General features: G+C 56.8%; 18 protein-coding genes. 9 read left to right on the top strand and 9 right to left on the bottom strand.

Annotated features, from left to right (window positions below; translation table 11 throughout):
• The first annotated feature begins 174 nt into the window (after positions 1-174).
• Both nhaB and dsbB read left to right on the top strand, forming a co-directional pair.
• Entirely contained in the window at positions 175-1713 is a 1539-nt protein-coding gene (gene nhaB / locus ADJ24_RS04875; protein ID WP_023312181.1) for a Na(+)/H(+) antiporter NhaB, read from the top strand.
• A gap of 143 nt (positions 1714-1856) precedes the next feature.
• A complete protein-coding gene (gene dsbB / locus ADJ24_RS04870) occupies positions 1857-2387 on the top strand; it encodes a disulfide bond formation protein DsbB (RefSeq protein ID WP_023312182.1) in 531 nt (176 codons plus the stop codon).
• Positions 2388-2502: 115 nt separating this feature from the next.
• On the opposite strand, the gene ADJ24_RS04865 is transcribed toward dsbB, so the two are convergent.
• The 3 genes from ADJ24_RS04865 to ADJ24_RS04855 all read right to left on the bottom strand — a co-directional run bounded on the left by ADJ24_RS04865 (position 2503) and on the right by ADJ24_RS04855 (position 4019).
• A complete protein-coding gene (locus tag ADJ24_RS04865; protein ID WP_023312183.1) occupies positions 2503-2943 on the bottom strand; it encodes a YcgN family cysteine cluster protein in 441 nt (146 codons plus the stop codon).
• A 93-nt stretch (positions 2944-3036) separates the two neighbouring features.
• Positions 3037-3696, bottom strand: coding sequence for a fumarylacetoacetate hydrolase family protein (locus ADJ24_RS04860; RefSeq protein ID WP_023312184.1), 660 nt, complete (start codon positions 3694-3696; stop codon positions 3037-3039).
• Positions 3697-3743: 47 nt separating this feature from the next.
• Positions 3744-4019 carry a YcgL domain-containing protein gene (locus tag ADJ24_RS04855; RefSeq protein WP_023312185.1) on the bottom strand — a complete coding sequence of 92 codons (276 nt, stop codon included), beginning with the start codon at positions 4017-4019 and terminating at the stop codon, positions 3744-3746.
• A gap of 123 nt (positions 4020-4142) precedes the next feature.
• On the opposite strand from ADJ24_RS04855, the gene minC reads away from it, so the two are divergent.
• From minC to minE, 3 genes are read left to right on the top strand one after another with little or no spacing between them, the layout of a single operon-like run.
• Positions 4143-4850: a septum site-determining protein MinC gene (gene minC / locus ADJ24_RS04850; RefSeq protein ID WP_023312186.1), complete on the top strand. Its 708-nt coding sequence runs from the start codon at positions 4143-4145 to the stop codon at positions 4848-4850.
• Positions 4851-4873: 23 nt separating this feature from the next.
• Positions 4874-5686: a septum site-determining protein MinD gene (gene minD / locus ADJ24_RS04845; protein WP_023312187.1), complete on the top strand. Its 813-nt coding sequence runs from the start codon at positions 4874-4876 to the stop codon at positions 5684-5686.
• 3 nt (positions 5687-5689) lie between these two features.
• Positions 5690-5959, top strand: a complete 270-nt coding sequence (gene minE, locus ADJ24_RS04840) for a cell division topological specificity factor MinE (protein WP_008500504.1) — start codon at positions 5690-5692, stop codon at positions 5957-5959.
• Between the two features lie 75 nt (positions 5960-6034).
• On the opposite strand, the gene rnd is transcribed toward minE, so the two are convergent.
• The 5 genes from rnd to ADJ24_RS04815 form a co-directional block, all read right to left on the bottom strand.
• Positions 6035-7162 (bottom strand): ribonuclease D, encoded by a 1128-nt coding sequence (gene rnd / locus ADJ24_RS04835; protein ID WP_123244571.1) that lies wholly within the window; start codon positions 7160-7162, stop codon positions 6035-6037.
• 71 nt (positions 7163-7233) lie between these two features.
• Positions 7234-8919, bottom strand: a complete 1686-nt coding sequence (fadD, locus tag ADJ24_RS04830; protein WP_023312189.1) for a long-chain-fatty-acid--CoA ligase FadD — start codon at positions 8917-8919, stop codon at positions 7234-7236.
• Positions 8920-9122: 203 nt separating this feature from the next.
• Positions 9123-9704, bottom strand: coding sequence for a Slp family lipoprotein (locus ADJ24_RS04825; protein ID WP_023312190.1), 582 nt, complete (start codon positions 9702-9704; stop codon positions 9123-9125).
• A 37-nt stretch (positions 9705-9741) separates the two neighbouring features.
• The gene (tsaB, locus tag ADJ24_RS04820) at positions 9742-10437 is read right to left on the bottom strand and encodes a tRNA (adenosine(37)-N6)-threonylcarbamoyltransferase complex dimerization subunit type 1 TsaB (RefSeq protein ID WP_023312191.1); all 696 of its coding nucleotides are present in this window, start codon (positions 10435-10437) and stop codon (positions 9742-9744) included.
• A 66-nt stretch (positions 10438-10503) separates the two neighbouring features.
• Positions 10504-12414, bottom strand: a complete 1911-nt coding sequence (locus ADJ24_RS04815) for an ATP-dependent DNA helicase (RefSeq protein ID WP_023312192.1) — start codon at positions 12412-12414, stop codon at positions 10504-10506.
• Between the two features lie 133 nt (positions 12415-12547).
• On the opposite strand from ADJ24_RS04815, the gene ADJ24_RS04810 reads away from it, so the two are divergent.
• The gene (locus tag ADJ24_RS04810; RefSeq protein WP_023312193.1) at positions 12548-12892 is read left to right on the top strand and encodes a RidA family protein; all 345 of its coding nucleotides are present in this window, start codon (positions 12548-12550) and stop codon (positions 12890-12892) included.
• A gap of 6 nt (positions 12893-12898) precedes the next feature.
• On the opposite strand, the gene ADJ24_RS04805 is transcribed toward ADJ24_RS04810, so the two are convergent.
• Positions 12899-13090, bottom strand: coding sequence for a YoaH family protein (locus ADJ24_RS04805; protein WP_023312194.1), 192 nt, complete (start codon positions 13088-13090; stop codon positions 12899-12901).
• A gap of 61 nt (positions 13091-13151) precedes the next feature.
• Between ADJ24_RS04805 and pabB the strand changes: the two genes are divergently transcribed.
• The 3 genes from pabB (at position 13152) to sdaA (ending at position 16611) form a co-directional block, all read left to right on the top strand.
• A complete protein-coding gene (gene pabB / locus ADJ24_RS04800; RefSeq protein WP_032668475.1) occupies positions 13152-14477 on the top strand; it encodes an aminodeoxychorismate synthase component 1 in 1326 nt (441 codons plus the stop codon).
• A gap of 6 nt (positions 14478-14483) precedes the next feature.
• Complete coding sequence (locus ADJ24_RS04795; RefSeq protein WP_023312196.1) at positions 14484-15062, top strand: CoA pyrophosphatase; 579 nt, start codon at positions 14484-14486, stop codon at positions 15060-15062.
• Positions 15063-15246: 184 nt separating this feature from the next.
• On the top strand, positions 15247-16611 hold the full coding sequence (sdaA, locus tag ADJ24_RS04790; RefSeq protein WP_023312197.1) for an L-serine ammonia-lyase: 1365 nt from the start codon (positions 15247-15249) through the stop codon (positions 16609-16611).
• Positions 16612-16641 lie beyond the last annotated feature (30 nt).

Here is a 16641-nt window from a genome sequence, read left to right as displayed (position 1 = left end):
GCAAATTGGACTCATCATACCAGAGGCACGCAGTAGCAGGTAGCGCGGCAAAGAGAGAAAAGAGGGATCGCCGTTTCATTTTTGTGAAATTTACAATGCAGCCTTATCCGCCTCCAGGCCGTGATTTTTGCGTATACTGATGTTTTGTCTTACTTGACGGGAAGGACGTCTGTTGTGGAAATTTCTTTTGGGCGCGCGCTATGGCGCAATTTTTTAGGCCAGTCTCCTGACTGGTATAAACTGATACTGTTGGTTTTCCTGGTCGTTAATCCCATCATTTTTAGCGTGAATCCCTTTATCGCCGGCTGGCTGCTGGTGGCGGAGTTTATCTTCACCCTGGCCATGGCGCTGAAATGTTATCCCCTGCTGCCGGGCGGATTGCTGGCGTTTGAAGCCGTCGTCGTTGGTATGACCAGCGCCGAGCATGTCAAAGCAGAGCTGGCGTCTAATCTCGAAGTGCTTCTGCTGCTGATCTTTATGGTGGCGGGTATCTACTTTATGAAACAGCTGCTGCTGTTCATCTTCACGCGCCTGCTGCTCAGCATTCCGTCGAAAATGTTCCTCTCGCTGGCGTTTTGCCTTGCCGCCGCCTTCCTGTCGGCCTTCCTGGATGCGCTGACGGTCGTCGCGGTGGTGATCAGCGTCGCGGTTGGGTTTTACGGTATTTATCACCGCGTGGCCTCCTCTCGCCCAAATGAGGACCTGCAGGATGACAGCCACGTCGAGGCGCATAACCGTGACGTGCTGGAACAGTTCCGCGCGTTTCTGCGCAGCCTGATGATGCATGCAGGCGTGGGTACCGCACTGGGCGGCGTGATGACCATGGTGGGCGAGCCGCAAAACCTGATCATTGCCAAAGCGGCGGGCTGGCACTTCGGTGATTTTTTCCTGAGAATGGCCCCGGTGAGCGTACCGGTGCTGATCTGCGGGCTGGCGACCTGTCTGCTGGTGGAGAAGTTTCGCCTTTTTGGCTACGGGGCGCAGCTCCCGGAGCCGGTGCGTCAGGAACTGCATAAATTCGATGTACAGAGCCGAAGACAGCGGACGCGCCAGGAGACGCTACGACTGATTGCCCAGGGGATCATCGGCGTCTGGCTTATCGCGGCGCTGGCGTTCCATCTTGCCGAAGTGGGGCTGATTGGCCTGTCAGTCATTATTCTCGCCACCACCTTTACCGGCGTGACGGACGAACATGCCATCGGCAAGGCGTTTACCGAAGCCCTGCCGTTTACCGCCCTGCTGGCGGTGTTCTTTGCCGTCGTGGCGGTGATTATCGACCAGCACCTGTTCGCGCCGATTATTGCCTTTGTATTACAGGCGTCACCGGATGCTCAGCTCTCGCTGTTTTACCTGTTTAACGGCCTGCTCTCGTCGATCTCAGATAACGTCTTTGTCGGGACGGTCTACATCAACGAGGCCAAAGCGGCCATGGAGCAAGGCGTTATCAGCGCCGGACAGTTTGAGCTGCTGGCCGTGGCGATCAACACCGGTACCAACCTGCCGTCGGTAGCGACGCCAAATGGCCAGGCCGCCTTCCTGTTCCTGCTGACCTCCGCCCTCGCGCCGCTCATACGTCTTTCTTATGGCAGGATGGTGTGGATGGCACTGCCCTATACGCTGGTGCTCACGATCGTCGGATTGCTTTGCGTCAAAATTACCCTCATTCCCTGTACGCAATGGCTAGTACAAGCGGGTATACTTGCGGCGCAGTAAACTACGCATCTCGGGCAGTTCGCTGCCCGTTTGCCTTTTCGCACGATAAACATCCAATTACGTTTTATTTCGCCAGGTACAGGTGGCGCGAAAAACGAATTCGTTTACACTGCGCTTTCTAAGCATGTTCCAGGGAAATGATTATGTTGAGATTTTTAAACCAGTGCTCCCGCGGTCGCGGAGCGTGGTTGTTAATGGCCCTGACCGCCTTTGCGCTGGAAATGGTCGCGCTGTGGTTCCAGCACGTAATGGGACTGAAACCTTGCGTACTGTGTATTTACGAACGCAGCGCGCTATTCGGCATTATGGGTGCGGGCCTGGTGGGCGCGATTGCCCCAAAATCGCCGCTTCGCTATGCCGGTATTGCCATCTGGATCTACAGCGCCTGGAAAGGAATTGAACTCTCCTGGCAGCACACCATGATGCAATTGCATCCGTCACCGTTTATGACCTGTGATTTTGCCGCCCGCTTCCCAAGCTGGCTGCCGCTGGACAAATGGCTGCCGCAGGTGTTTGTCGCATCCGGTGACTGCTCCGTTCGTCAGTGGGAATTCCTGACGCTGGAGATGCCGCAGTGGCTGGTGGGTATTTTTGCCGCCTACTTCGTCGTGGCGCTGCTGGTGCTGATCGCTCAGCCGTTCAAACCGAAGAAACGCGATCTGTTCGGGCGCTAAGTTGCCCGGCGGCGCTTCGCTTGCGCGGGCCTCCAGTTTTGTAGGTCGGGTAAGCGCAGCGCCACCCGACACAACAGCGCACAATAAAAAACCCGCCTCGGCGGGTTTTTTAATCTCAACGGGTCGGGTGATTCATGATGTGGTCTTCCCAGTCACGCACCTCGGACTCTTTCACAGCAATGTGGCGCACAGAGATACGTTCACCGTGCATCGCCGCTTTTGAACCGGTTAACAGCGGATGCCAGTCAGGCAGACCTTTCCCTTCCGCCAGCAGGCGATACGCGCAGGTATGCGGCAGCCATTCAAACGTCGGCAGATTATCCCGGGTTAACTTGATGCAGTCAGGCTCAAATTCAAACCGGCGCTCATAGTTGCGGCACTGGCAGGTTTTAATGTTTAACTGCTTGCAGGCAACGTTGGTGAAGTAGATTTCATCCGTATCTTCATCCATCAGCTTGTGCAGGCAGCACTGCCCGCAACCGTCGCACAATGATTCCCATTCCGCGTCAGTCATGTCGTCGAGAGTTTTGCTTTGCCAGAAAGGGATGTTGTTCATCAGGATGTCCACACGTCAAAAGAAAGCGCACCTTATAACGAGTCTGGCACGTTGTTGCAAGTTTTGCCGCCCTCTTCAGGCGGCAAGATGGGGTTACAGCACGCGGGTTTTCAGCGACAGGCCGTTGAAACCGACCTCAAGCTCGTCACCGCTGAGTAGCGGGCCAACGCCTTCTGGGGTTCCGGTCAGGATCACATCGCCTGGTTTAAGGGTAAAGAAGCGGCTCATGTAGGCGATCAGGGGCACAATCTTATGGATCATGTCTGCCGTGGTGCCCTGCTGGCGGCTCTCACCGTTAACCTTGAGGCTGAGCGGCGTGTCCTGCGGATCGCCGGTAAATTCGCTCACCGGCACAAACGCCGAAATCGGGCAGGAATTATCAAACCCTTTGGCTTTTTCCCACGGCTGCCCTGCTTTCTTCATTTTGCCTTGAACGTCACGCAGGGTCAGATCCAGCGCCACGCCGTATCCGGCAATCGCTTTTTTAACATGTTCTTCCGAGGCCTGGCGCAGCGTCGCGCCGATCAGCACGGCAAGTTCAACTTCGTGATGCACCGAACCCAGCCCCTGGGGCAGCGCCAGCGGCTGGCGGATATCGCAAAGCGCCGTTTCAGGCTTAATAAACAGGACCGGCTCTTCTGGCGTCGCGCTGCCCATCTCCTGAATATGTTTTGCGTAGTTGCTGCCCACGCAAACCACTTTGCTGACGGGATAATCCAGTAATGCACCTTGCCAGTTATGATGTTGATACATGGTCGACCCCTAAACGGTTGATGTGTTGTGCCCAAAAACAGTTGAGACTATTTTTTACCGTTCGCCTCAAGATGCTGTTTTAATAAATTCTCGGGTGGCGGTGGAAGCTGTAAATAATAGCCTTGCTCGGATAAGGCCGTTTTCACTTTATCCAGATCGGCGTTAATCAGTTTCTTACGACCATCGAGCGGCAGCAGCATCGCCAGCTGTGGTCGGCCAAAGTTCTTCATTAATTCTTCAGGCACGCGTGAAAAATCGTCTTTCTTTTCGACATAAAGATAGGTCTGGTCACGGCTTGTACTTCTGTAGATCACACAAAACATGTTTTTACTCTGAATTAATGGGTGGTTGCTTGCCTCAATATACTCCTGACTATAACATGCCTGATACTCTTCGGAATATCGCAGCGAGTGGTTGCGGTTAATAGCAAATTGAGTAAGGCCAGGATGTCAAACACGCCCATCGAGCTTAAAGGCAGTAGCTTCACCTTATCAGTGGTACATTTGCATGATGCAAAACCCGAGGTTATTCGTCAGGCGTTAGAAGACAAAATCGCCCAGGCTCCCGCCTTTCTGAAGCACGCCCCTGTTGTTATCAACGTCAGCGGTCTTGAGGCTCCGGTTAACTGGAAACTTCTCCAGCAGGCCGTCTCCTCGACCGGACTGCGTATCGTGGGCATCAGCGGCTGCAAAGATACTGAGCTGAAAGCGGAAATTGAGCGTGCGGGGCTGCCTCTTCTGAATGAGGGCAAAGAAAAAGCCTCGCGTGCGGCACCCGTTGCCGTGCAAACGCCCCCTCCTGCGGTGCAAAACGTTACTACCGTCACAAAAACGCGAATGATTGATGTGCCGGTTCGTTCCGGTCAGCGCATTTATGCACCAAACTGTGATCTGATTGTTACAAGCCACGTCAGTGCTGGCGCTGAGCTGATTGCAGATGGCAATATTCACGTATACGGTATGATGCGTGGACGTGCGCTCGCCGGTGCAAGTGGCGATCGAGATGCGCAAATATTTTGTACTCACCTGACGGCGGAACTGGTGTCCATCGCAGGTGAATATTGGCTGAGCGACAAGATCCCAGCCGAATTTTATGGCAAAGCGGCTCGCCTGCTTCTGGCAGACGACGCGTTGACCGTTCAACCGTTGAATTGATCCCTTTTTAACAAGGAATTTCTATGGCACGCATTATTGTTGTTACTTCGGGTAAAGGAGGCGTTGGCAAGACCACCTCCAGCGCGGCCATCGCTACTGGTTTGGCCCAGAAGGGAAAGAAAACCATCGTTATCGACTTCGATATCGGTCTGCGTAACCTCGACCTCATCATGGGATGTGAGCGTCGCGTCGTGTATGACTTCGTGAACGTCATTCAGGGCGATGCCACGCTTAACCAGGCGATGATCAAAGACAAGCGCACCGAGAACCTCTACATTCTCCCGGCTTCTCAGACGCGTGACAAAGACGCCCTGACCCGTGAAGGCGTGGAAAAGGTGCTCGACGATCTGAAAAAAATGGATTTCGACTTCATTGTCTGCGACTCCCCTGCCGGCATCGAAACCGGTGCCCTGATGGCGCTCTACTTCGCGGATGAAGCGATCATCACCACCAACCCTGAAGTTTCATCCGTGCGTGACTCAGACCGCATTCTGGGCATCCTCGCCTCTAAATCCCGTCGTGCGGAAAATGGCGAAGACCCGATTAAAGAACACCTGCTGCTCACCCGCTACAATCCGGGCCGCGTGAACAAAGGTGACATGCTGAGCATGGAAGACGTGCTGGAGATCCTGCGCATTAAGCTGGTGGGCGTTATCCCGGAAGATCAGTCCGTGTTACGCGCCTCTAACCAGGGCGAGCCAGTGATCCTTGATACAATGGCAGATGCAGGTAAAGCTTACGCCGATACCGTTGACCGTCTGCTGGGAGAAGAACGTCCTTTCCGCTTCATTGAAGAAGAGAAGAAAGGTTTCCTCAAACGCCTGTTCGGAGGATAAGTTATGGCATTACTGGACTTTTTTCTCTCGCGGAAAAAGAACACCGCCAACATCGCAAAAGAACGTCTGCAAATTATCGTTGCGGAGCGTCGCCGTAGCGACGCCGAGCCTCACTACCTGCCGCAGCTGCGCAAGGACATCCTGGAAGTGATCTGTAAGTATGTGCAGATTGACCCGGAGATGGTCACGGTGCAGCTGGAACAAAAAGACGGGGATATTTCGATTCTGGAGCTGAACGTTACGCTCCCGGAAGCGGAAGAGTCGCGTCCGTAGGTTTGTGTTTTCGTCGCCCCGGTAAGCGCAGCGCCACCGGGGAAATATGCCGGGTATATCGCCCGGCATATTTTTTTATCGCGGATAACCTTCCAGCAGCGTATTCAGGCGATCGGCCATCAATTCCCCGCGCCATCCCGCCATCATCTCCGGCACGCCACTCTGCGGCTTCAGCTTCCAGTGCCAGTTCAGCAGCTGGTTAATCTGACGACGTGAGGCGAGCAGTTCCGCACTCAGCTTGCTTTCCGTTGCAACTGCCTGCACCAGCGCTTTGATATCCTTAAACGCTTTGCGATAGCCCGGCATGTCCATCAGGTTCAGCAGCGGTTCCGGCAGCGCATCTTCCGGCAGCTCCTGCGCTTTGGCGACCAGCGCCAGCAGGGTTTTACCGTGGAAGCGGATCTCGCTGCCCGAAAGGCCAATACTGTCCAGCTCGCCCAGGCTGCCCGGCATATAGCGCGCGACTGCCCAGAGATGCTCTTCGCGAACCACAAAGTTAACGGCCAGATCGCGCTCGCGCGATTTACGCAAGCGCCAGTCTGCCAGCAGCTGCAGGCATGCCAGCTGACGCGTACGCAGCTGCCAGGCGTTGCTGATATCGCGCCAGGCCTCTTTCGGGTCAACCACTTCCTGACGACGCTGCTGGGTCATACGGCATTCGTCCAGCGCAGCAGCGAGCCAGCCGGAGGCTTCCGCCTCTTTCATCAGCTGCCCGGCGATCGGCAGCAGGTAAAACACATCTGCCGCCGCGTATTCCAGCTGACGCTCGGTAAGGGGGCGCGCCAGCCAGTCGGTACGGGATTCGCTTTTATCCAGCGTCAGGCCCGTATACTCCTCCACCATGGCGGCAAAGCCCCATGAGAGCGGTCGACCGCTGAACGCCGCGAGGATCTGCGTATCAATCAGCGGCTGGGGCATGATGCCAAAGGTGTTCAGAAAGACTTCCAGATCCTCACTGCCTGCGTGCAGGTATTTCGTCACGGCGGTATCGAGCAGCAGGTCACGCATCGGCGTCCAGTCGGTAATGCCGAGAGGGTCAATCAGCGACACGTGTTTACCGTCGTACATCTGAATCAAACCCAGCTGCGGATAATAGGTCCGGGTACGGACAAACTCGGTATCCAGGGCAATGGCAGGAAAGTCGCGCGTCACTTCGCACAGCGAAGCCAGCTCGTCGTTGGTCGTGATCATCTGGTAATTCAAAACGGGTTCTCTTTTGTTTGCGCCCATAAAAAACGCCGGCTTAACCGGCGTCTGGGCGATTAGCGTGAAGCTCAGGCCTTATTGTCTACTTTGCCACGGGCTTCGTCACGTAATTCTCGTCGTAATATCTTCCCGACGTTGGATTTTGGCAGCTCGTCGCGGAATTCCACCAGCTTCGGCACTTTATAGCCCGTTAGCTGACGACGGCAAAACGTTACCAGCGCTTCCTCGGTGAGTGAAGGATCTTTCTTGACCACAAATATCTTCACCGCTTCACCGCTGCTGCCGGAAGGGACACCGACCGCCGCCACTTCGAGCACGCCGCTGTGCTGCATAACCACGTCTTCGATCTCATTCGGATAGACGTTGAAGCCGGAGACCAGGATCATGTCTTTCTTGCGATCGACGATGCGCAGGAAGCCCTCGTCATCCATTACCGCAATATCACCGGTGTGCAGCCAGCCGTCTTTGATAATTTCGTCGGTCGCATCGGGACGCTGCCAGTAACCCAGCATCACCTGCGGACCTCTGACGCAAAGCTCACCCGGCTCGCCCGGCGCGACTTCGTTATCGTTATCATCGACCAGTTTGGCCTCTGTCGAAGGAACCGGCAGACCAATGCTTCCACTGTGATAGTCGATATCGTGTGGGTTCACGCTGACCAGCGGCGCGCATTCCGTCAGCCCATAGCCTTCCAGCAAATACTGACCGGTGAGCTTCACCCAGCGCTCGGCGACCGCCTGCTGAACCGGCATGCCGCCGCCCGCAGAGAGATGCAGCGTGGAGAAATCCAACTGCTGGAACTCTTTGTTATTAAGCAGCGCGTTAAATAGGGTATTAACCCCGGTCATGGCGGTGAACGGATATTTCGCCAGCTCTTTCACCAGGCCCGGGATATCGCGCGGGTTGGTGATGAGGATGTTCTGACCACCCAGTTCAATAAACAGCAGGCAGTTCATGGTCAGCGCAAAGATGTGATACAGCGGAAGCGCGGTGATCACCACCTCTTTGCCCGGATGCAGCAGCGGCCCGTAGGTTGCGTTCACCTGTTCAAGGTTTGCCAGCATATTGCGGTGGGTAAGCATGGCCCCTTTGGCGACGCCAGTGGTCCCGCCCGTGTATTGCAGAAACGCAAGATCTTCCGCCACCACTTCAGGTTTCACATACTGCATACGGTAGCCCGCATGCAGCGCGCGGCGGAAGGAGATGGCGTCCGGCAGGTGGTATTTTGGTACCAGGCGCTTGACGTATTTGACGACAAAGTTAACCAGCGTGCCTTTGGCGGTAGAGAGCTGATCCCCCATGCGCGTCAGGATGACGTGTTTAACCTGGGTTTTGTCGACCACTTTTTCCAGCGTATGGGCGAAGTTGGACACAATGACAATCGCGGCCGCGCCGCTGTCGTTCAGCTGATGCTCCAGCTCGCGCGGGGTGTACAGCGGGTTGACGTTGACGACAATCATCCCGGCTCGCAGGATACCGAACAGCGCCACCGGGTATTGCAGCAGGTTCGGCATCATCAGCGCGACGCGGTCCCCTTTTTGCAGCCCCAGCCCTTCCTGCAGATACGCCGCAAACGCGCGGCTACGCTCCTCAAGCTTACGGAACGTCATGACCTCGCCCATATTCACGAATGCGGGCTGGTCCGCGTAGCGCCTTACCGAGTGCTCAAATAATTCCACCAGGGATTGATAACGGTCAGGATTGATCTCAGCAGGAACATCTGCGGGATAACGGTTAAGCCAAACCTTCTTCAATGCATCACCTCTGAAATGAGTGTTCGTCGTCATCACAACCCCGATAATAAACAGTTTGTTAACATTATATTAACTCAGCGTACCAGTTTATTAATTGTTCACATTTAAGGTTGCGAAGCGCGTCACTCTTTTTTTTCGTTTTATCCGTAAAAAAACAGAGACAGCGGCTGAGCCGCTGTCTCTTTTCTAACAATAACAGAAAGTTACTCAGTAACGATCGTCTGAACCTGTGCAGGGCTCGGGTTATACCAGCCCCAGCCCGGGTAGCCGTAACGATAAGGATGTGGACCCCACATCCACGGATCCATCGGCTGAGGCGGCATGATCACCTGCTGTGCCAGCCGCCAGCGTTTATACCCGTTGACCTGCATGGTCATAAATTTATACGGCGTGCTGCCGATTTTGCCCTGCACGGCGCCGGTAATCGGCCCGACGACGGTCACCAGCTGCCCGCGAAAATCGACCGGATCGAGGAAACCGCTGACGTCCGCATAGATACGCCCGCGAGAGGCCTCACCCAGTACCGGCCGCGCGCCGCTGTCCAGCGGAACGGTCGCGATCTCCAGACGGGTTTTCCCCTGCTGGTTTTGTACGTCGATGACCTTACCGCCAAAGCGCGCTTCCTGGCCGACGTAAAGCTCAGGCGCATTCATCACTCGCACCAGATCCTGCTGTGGCGTCGGGCTGCTGCCCTTAATCGCATCAGGAACGGAAACGCATCCGCTCAGTGCTATGGCAACCGCGCCTGCCATAATAAGGCGTACTACTTTAGTCTGAACCGCCATGATGCGACTCCTTTTTCTCAGTTCCTGTTACTGAGATTCACTCGCGGCCCGGAAGTTTCTTCCACGCGACGGTGTTTCGCAAATAAACCGGCTCCGCGTGTTCAACGGCAACGGTTTTTCCTGCTGCGAGCAGCTGGCAGGCAATCGGAAGCATATCTTCCGCAGCCGGCAGCTGCATGTTGCCGTCCACCAGCGTCACCCCGGTGTCGTTTGCCATGTCAGGCCACGCCTGCCAGCCGGTGCCGACGGTTGCCCACTCACCGGAGAGCTGCTGCAGTCGTTCAGTGACCGCTTCCGGCTTGAGCACGGCTTCCGTCTCTTCGCCGTGCCACACGCCCTGCTCGTCGCGGGTGTATTCGGCCCAGTAAACTTCGCCCATGCGTGCATCAATCGCGGCCAGCACGCGCGTTGCCCCGGTCATGCGCCATGCGCCCTGCGCCATCGTGGCGAGGGTAGAGACGCCGATCATCGGCAGTTCGGCGCCCAGCGCCAGCCCCTGCGCAATGCCGATCCCGATACGTACGCCCGTAAAGCTGCCGGGGCCACGGCCAAAGGCCAGCGCATCGAGGTCGGTTAAGGAGGTGTTGCCCTGGGTTAAAATGGCTTTTACCAGGGGCAGAATGCGTTGGGTGTGTTCCCGTGGGCACTCTTCGAAATGAGCAGAAACAGCACCGTCGTTCAACAGAGCGACAGAGCAAGCCTCTGTCGCGGTATCAATAGCCAGAATTCGCATCAGTCGTCGCGCTCTCGCAAGGGTCAGTCACAAAATGGCGCGCATCTTAGCATACTCCCGGGTAAATTACTCCGCCGTTGGGTTTGCCAGGAAGCGCACCGCGCGTTTTATGTCCCGCGTCCGCGGCGCGGGCGGCAGGCTGGCAAGGAAGGTGGCGCCGTAAGGGCGCATCACCAGCCGGTTATCGCAAATGACCAGCACTCCGCGATCGGTAACGTCGCGGATCAATCGCCCTACCCCCTGCTTGAGGGTAATCACCGCGTCCGGGAGCTGTACCTCGTCAAACGGATCGCCCCCGCGCAGACGGCAGTCTTCCATGCGCGCCTTCAGCAGCGGATCGTCCGGGGAGGTAAACGGCAGCTTATCAATGATCACCAGCGAGAGCGTATCCCCCCGCACATCGACCCCTTCCCAGAAGCTGCTGGTAGCCACCAGCAGGGCATTCCCGGCGCTGACAAACTGCTGTAACAGCTGGCCTTTGCTGGTTTCTCCCTGCAGCAGCACCGGTAGCGTCATGGTAGTGCGGAACTGCTCGGCGAGGTCGCGCATCATGGCGTGAGAGGTGCAGAGCATAAAGCAGCGGCCGTTATTGGCCTCGATCATCGGTTTTAACATCGCGGCCAGGTGGCGCGCCGCGCCCGGCTGGTTCGGCAGCGGCAGATTACGGGGAACGCAGAGCAGCGCCTGTTTTTCGTAATCGAACGGGCTGGGCAGGAGCAGCGATTCCGCCTCCTCAATGCCGAGACGTTCCGTGAAGTGATGCAGATCGTCATTCACCGACAGGGTTGCCGAGGTGAAGATCCAGCTTCCCGGTTTTTGCGCCATCACCTCTTTAAATTTATCCGCCACCGTCAGCGGCGTGAGCGCCAGCGTGAAGTGCCGCGAAGTGCACTCATACCAGTAGCTGAACCCCGGCTGGTTAATCTCTTTCAGCCGTTTGAGCCGCCCGCGATACAGCGTGGCGCGTTCGAAGGCCGCGTCCAGCAGCGCGGAACGGCCGAGGGACAGTTTTGCCACGTCGTAGCAGAGTTCGAGGGCATCATCGAGCAGCAGCAGCGCGCGCTGGATGTTTTTGTCCGCCAGAAGCTCGCGCAGGTTACCGCGATAGCCCGGCTCGCCGAGCTGCAAGCGGAAATCCTGCGCGCTTTGCGCCAGACGGTCGGCGCACTTCTGCAGCTGCTGGGTATCTTTGAGTTCGGTCCGGTAAGCGATGGTGAAATCTTTCGCCAGATCCTGCAGCTGGCGGCTGGAAAGCGACTGGCCGAAGTACTGGCTGGCGATGTCCGGAAGCTGATGGGCTTCGTCGAAGATCATCACGTCCGCCTCCGGGATCAGCTCGCCGAAACCGCTGTCCTTGACGACCATATCCGCGAGGAACAGATGGTGGTTCACCACCACCACATCCGCGTCCATCGCCGTTTTGCGCGCTTTCACCACAAAGCAGTCTTTATAAAGCGGACAGTCGCTGCCGAGGCAGTTGTCGTTGGTGCTGGTCACCAGCGGCCAGGCAGGCGAGTCTTCCGGCACGCTCGCGCAGGTGCTGATATCACCCTCTTCGGTCTGGTTCGCCCAGGCGCGAAGGATAATAACGTCGCTGAGGGTTTGCACCGGCAGGTCGCCGCCCGCCAGCGCCTGCTGCTCAAGACGTTCCAGGCAGAGATAGTTAGAGCGCCCCTTCAGCAGGGCCAGACGCCCCTTATATTTCAGCGCTTTCGCCACCGTGGGCAAATCGCGGCTGTAGAGCTGATCCTGCAGCGCCTTCGAACCGGTGGAAATAATCACCTTCTTCTTCGCGCGCAGCGCCGGAGCAAGGTAAGCATACGTTTTACCCGTGCCGGTTCCGGCTTCGACCACCAGCGGCTGAGCCTTATCGATGGCGCGTGCAACGGCGTGCGCCATCTGGCGCTGAGGCTCACGGGGCTTGAAGCCGGGAATAGCCTGCGCTAATTGACCTTCAGGGGAAAAATCGTCTGCCACGGTGCTCTCTCACTGTATTTTTGCACAGGGATTATGTCAGCCCATCCTCTCCTGTGCCACCCCAAATAGTGACGACAGGAGAACAATATGGCAGTCTTGCCGCCTGACGACGAAAAATAACGAGGAAACGTTTATGACAATTGTGCGCATTGATGCCGAAGCCCGCTGGTCTGATGTGGTGATCCATAATCAGACGCTCTACTACACCGGCGTACCGGCTAACCTGGACGCGGATGCGTTCGAGCAGACGGCTAACACCCTGGCGCAGATTGATGCGGTGCTGGAAAAACAGGGCAGCGACAAATCCCGCATTCTGGATGCAACGATTTTCCTGGCAAACAAAGAGGATTTCGCGGCGATGAACAAAGCCTGGGATGCATGGGTAGTGGCGGGTCACGCGCCTGTACGCTGTACCGTACAGGCCACGCTGATGAAGCCGGAATATAAGGTAGAGATTAAGATTATCGCGGCGGTGTAGGCCCGATTACTCTTCTGGATCTTCATCTTCATCTTCGAAACGCGCCACGATCCGCTCGCCGGAATGACTGGCGCGAATCTCCTCTGCGACAACGGTAATTGCCTGTCCGCTGCTCATCCCCTGGGACATCAGTTCCTGAATTCGCTCAACCGCTTCCTGCTGCTGTTCATGGCTCAGAGAAGGTAAACCTGCAAACATCGTCAACTCCTGCTAAATTATTCGCGCTAATTATTTCACGCTGCCCGGTAGTATGCCACACATGAACATGCGCTTCCCCACTGTTATTACCTTGCCCTGGCGTGCAGACGCCGCTGAATTCTGGTTTGCCCGCCTGAGCCATCTTCCGTTTGCGATGCTGCTGCATTCCGGCCATGCGGACCATCCCTATAGCCGCTTCGACATTCTGGTGGCCGATCCGCTAAAGACGCTGACAACCGATGACCTGTCGTTAACGGAAGATCCCCTGCTGCAGCTTCAGCAAGCCATTAACGCGCTGGGCTTATCTGCCGCGCCGAACCCGGACCTCCCTTTTCAGGGGGGCGCGCTGGGCCTGTTTGGTTACGATCTGGGTCGCCGTTTCGAAACGCTGCCGGAGCATGCGCTGGCTGATATTTCCCTGCCAGACATGGCCGTGGGACTGTATGACTGGGCGTTAATTGTCGATCACCAGAAAAAAACGGTTTCCCTGCTGAGCCATCATGACGTGCAGGCGCGTCTGGCGTGGCTTGAGGCGCAACAGCCTGCACCGGCACAGACGTTTACGTTGACCTCAGGCTGGCGCTCAAATATGAGCGCAGCGGAGTACGCCGAAAAATTCGCGCGCGTTCAGGCGTATCTGCAAAGCGGTGACTGCTATCAGGTTAACCTCGCCCAGCGCTTCCAGGCGACATACCGTGGAGATGAGTGGCAGGCGTTTACGCGTCTTAACGCCAGCAACAAGGCGCCGTTCAGCGCGTTTGTCCGTCTGGCACAGGGGGCCATCCTCAGCCTGTCACCCGAGCGCTTTATTCATCTGGCCGAGGGCACGATTCAAACCCGTCCGATTAAAGGCACTCTGCCGCGTCTTGCCGATCCCGACGCCGATCGCCAGCAGGCGGAAAAACTCGCCGCCTCTCCGAAAGACCGCGCCGAGAACCTGATGATTGTCGATCTAATGCGTAACGACATTGGCCGCGTCGCCGAACCGGGCAGCGTGCGCGTGCCGGAACTGTTTGTCGTCGAGCCTTTCCCGGCGGTGCATCATCTGGTCAGTACCATTACCGCGCGTCTACCCGCCTCTCGCACCGCCTGCGATCTGCTCCGCGCCGCGTTCCCGGGCGGCTCCATCACCGGCGCGCCAAAGGTGCGGGCGATGGAGATCATTGATGAGCTGGAGCCGCACCGCCGCAACGCCTGGTGCGGCAGCATCGGCTATATCAGCCTGTGCGGCACCATGGATACCAGCATTACCATTCGCACGCTGACGGCCTGCGACGGAAATCTTTACTGTTCGGCCGGGGGCGGCATTGTTGCCGATAGCCAGGTCGATGCGGAATATCAGGAAACCTTTGATAAAGTTAACCGTATCCTGAAACAACTGGAGTAATCACGGGTGGAAAAAGAGAACCTGACGCTGGACGATTTTTTATCTCGCTTTCAGCTATTACGACCGCAGGTCAACCGCGAAGCGCTGAACCAGCGTCAGGCGGCCGTGCTGATCCCGGTCGTGCGTCGCGCGCAGCCGGGCCTGCTGCTCACCCAGCGTTCTCCCCATTTGCGTAAGCACGCGGGTCAGGTCGCCTTTCCGGGTGGCGCAGTTGACAGCTCCGACGCCTCGCTGATTGCCGCCGCGCTGCGGGAAGCGCAGGAAGAGGTTGCCATTCCGCCGGAGGCTGTGGAGGTCATCGGCGTGCTGCCGCCCGTCGACAGCGTCACCGGTTTTCAGGTCACGCCGGTGGTGGGCATTATCCCGCCTGGCCTGCAGTATCACGCCAGCGTCGATGAAGTGTCCGCGGTGTTTGAAATGCCGCTTGAAGAGGCGCTCCGGCTAAGCCGTTATCATCCGCTGGATATCCATCGTCGCGGGCATGACCATCGGGTCTGGTTGTCCTGGTATCAGCATTATTTTGTCTGGGGCATGACGGCGGGCATCATTCGCGAACTGGCGCTGCAAATCGGCCTGAAACCTTGACTATACTTTACATTCCACCCTTTTTCGCAGGTTTGCGATCCGCGTCGCGCTATTAGCAAAACCCATCGTTAACCATTAGTTTAATTCATGTGAATAGTTAAGCCGAGGTCGGTGTTCCCTCTTACACTATGCGCAGTTATAACATCGTTACTGGAACCCCGGTAACCCTGTCAGGAGTGTGAAAGTGATTAGTATATTCGACATGTTCAAAGTGGGAATTGGCCCTTCGTCTTCCCATACTGTTGGCCCGATGAAGGCCGGTAAACAGTTCGTCGATGATCTGGTCGAAAAAGGATTACTGGAAAGCGTTACCCGTGTCGCCGTGGATGTTTACGGCTCGCTGTCATTAACGGGTAAAGGCCACCACACCGATATCGCCATTATTATGGGTCTGGCAGGCAATATGCCGGATACCGTTGATATTGATGCCATCCCGGCATTCATCCGCGACGTGGAAACACGCGGCCGCCTGCTGCTGGCAAACGGCCAGCAGGAAGTCGATTTCCCGCAGGATGACGGCATGCGTTTTCGCAGCGACAACCTGCCGCTGCACGAAAACGGCATGACCATTCACGCTTACAGCGGTGAAAAAGAGATTTACAGCAAAACGTACTACTCCATCGGCGGTGGCTTCATCGTGGATGAAGAGCATTTTGGCAAAGACAGCGTCGGCGACGTCAGCGTACCGTACCCGTTCAAATCGGCTACTGAGATGCTGGGCTACTGCAAAGAGACCGGTCTTTCACTGTCCGGCATGGTGATGCAGAACGAACTGGCCCTGCACAGCAAAAAAGAGATTGAAGACTATTTTGCGAACGTCTGGCAAACCATGCGCGCCTGTATCGACCGCGGGATGAACACCGAAGGCGTTCTGCCGGGCCCACTGCGCGTACCGCGTCGTGCCTCTGCCCTGCGCCGTATGCTGGTGACCACGGACAAGTTCTCCAATGACCCGATGAACGTGGTCGACTGGGTAAACATGTTTGCCCTGGCGGTTAACGAAGAGAACGCCGCCGGTGGCCGCGTCGTGACGGCGCCAACCAACGGTGCGTGCGGTATCGTTCCGGCAGTGCTGGCCTACTACGATCACTTTATTGAGCCCGTGACGCCGGACATCTATATCCGCTATTTCCTGGCGGCAGGTGCCATTGGTGCGCTGTACAAAATGAATGCCTCCATCTCCGGTGCGGAAGTGGGCTGTCAGGGTGAAGTGGGCGTTGCCTGCTCCATGGCGGCGGCCGGTCTGGCAGAGCTGCTGGGCGCAAGCCCTGAGCAGGTCTGCGTGGCGGCGGAAATCGGTATGGAACATAACCTCGGTCTGACCTGTGACCCGGTCGCGGGCCAGGTGCAGGTGCCGTGCATCGAGCGTAACGCGATTGCTTCGGTGAAAGCCATCAACGCCTCACGTATGGCAATGCGCCGTACCAGCGAACCTCGCGTATCGCTGGATAAGGTGATTGAAACCATGTACGAAACCGGCAAGGACATGAACGCGAAATACCGCGAGACGTCCCGCGGTGGCCTGGCCATTAAGGTGCAGTGCGACTAATACTGCCTTTCGCCCATCTGCAACGGATGG

The sequence above is a fragment of the Enterobacter sp. 940_PEND genome (genome assembly GCF_001059415.1).
Taxonomy (GTDB): Bacteria; Pseudomonadota; Gammaproteobacteria; order Enterobacterales; family Enterobacteriaceae; genus Enterobacter; species Enterobacter cloacae_M.
Note: the sequence above shows the minus strand (reverse complement) of the source record. Positions and strands in the feature narration are given on the sequence as shown.

What these genes read in the sequence shown, in the direction of transcription:
- dsbB (WP_023312182.1), top strand. Translation starts at nt 1,857, where the DNA reads ATGTTGAGATTTTTAAACCAGTGCTCCCGCGGTCGCGGAGCGTGGTTG.
- ADJ24_RS04865 (WP_023312183.1), bottom strand. Translation starts at nt 2,943, where the DNA reads ATGAACAACATCCCTTTCTGGCAAAGCAAAACTCTCGACGACATGACT.
- ADJ24_RS04860 (WP_023312184.1), bottom strand. Translation starts at nt 3,696, where the DNA reads ATGTATCAACATCATAACTGGCAAGGTGCATTACTGGATTATCCCGTC.
- ADJ24_RS04855 (WP_023312185.1), bottom strand. Translation starts at nt 4,019, where the DNA reads ATGTTTTGTGTGATCTACAGAAGTACAAGCCGTGACCAGACCTATCTT.
- minC (WP_023312186.1), top strand. Translation starts at nt 4,143, where the DNA reads ATGTCAAACACGCCCATCGAGCTTAAAGGCAGTAGCTTCACCTTATCA.
- minD (WP_023312187.1), top strand. Translation starts at nt 4,874, where the DNA reads ATGGCACGCATTATTGTTGTTACTTCGGGTAAAGGAGGCGTTGGCAAG.
- minE (WP_008500504.1), top strand. Translation starts at nt 5,690, where the DNA reads ATGGCATTACTGGACTTTTTTCTCTCGCGGAAAAAGAACACCGCCAAC.
- ADJ24_RS04825 (WP_023312190.1), bottom strand. Translation starts at nt 9,704, where the DNA reads ATGGCGGTTCAGACTAAAGTAGTACGCCTTATTATGGCAGGCGCGGTT.
- tsaB (WP_023312191.1), bottom strand. Translation starts at nt 10,437, where the DNA reads ATGCGAATTCTGGCTATTGATACCGCGACAGAGGCTTGCTCTGTCGCT.
- ADJ24_RS04810 (WP_023312193.1), top strand. Translation starts at nt 12,548, where the DNA reads ATGACAATTGTGCGCATTGATGCCGAAGCCCGCTGGTCTGATGTGGTG.
- ADJ24_RS04805 (WP_023312194.1), bottom strand. Translation starts at nt 13,090, where the DNA reads ATGTTTGCAGGTTTACCTTCTCTGAGCCATGAACAGCAGCAGGAAGCG.
- pabB (WP_032668475.1), top strand. Translation starts at nt 13,152, where the DNA reads ATGAACATGCGCTTCCCCACTGTTATTACCTTGCCCTGGCGTGCAGAC.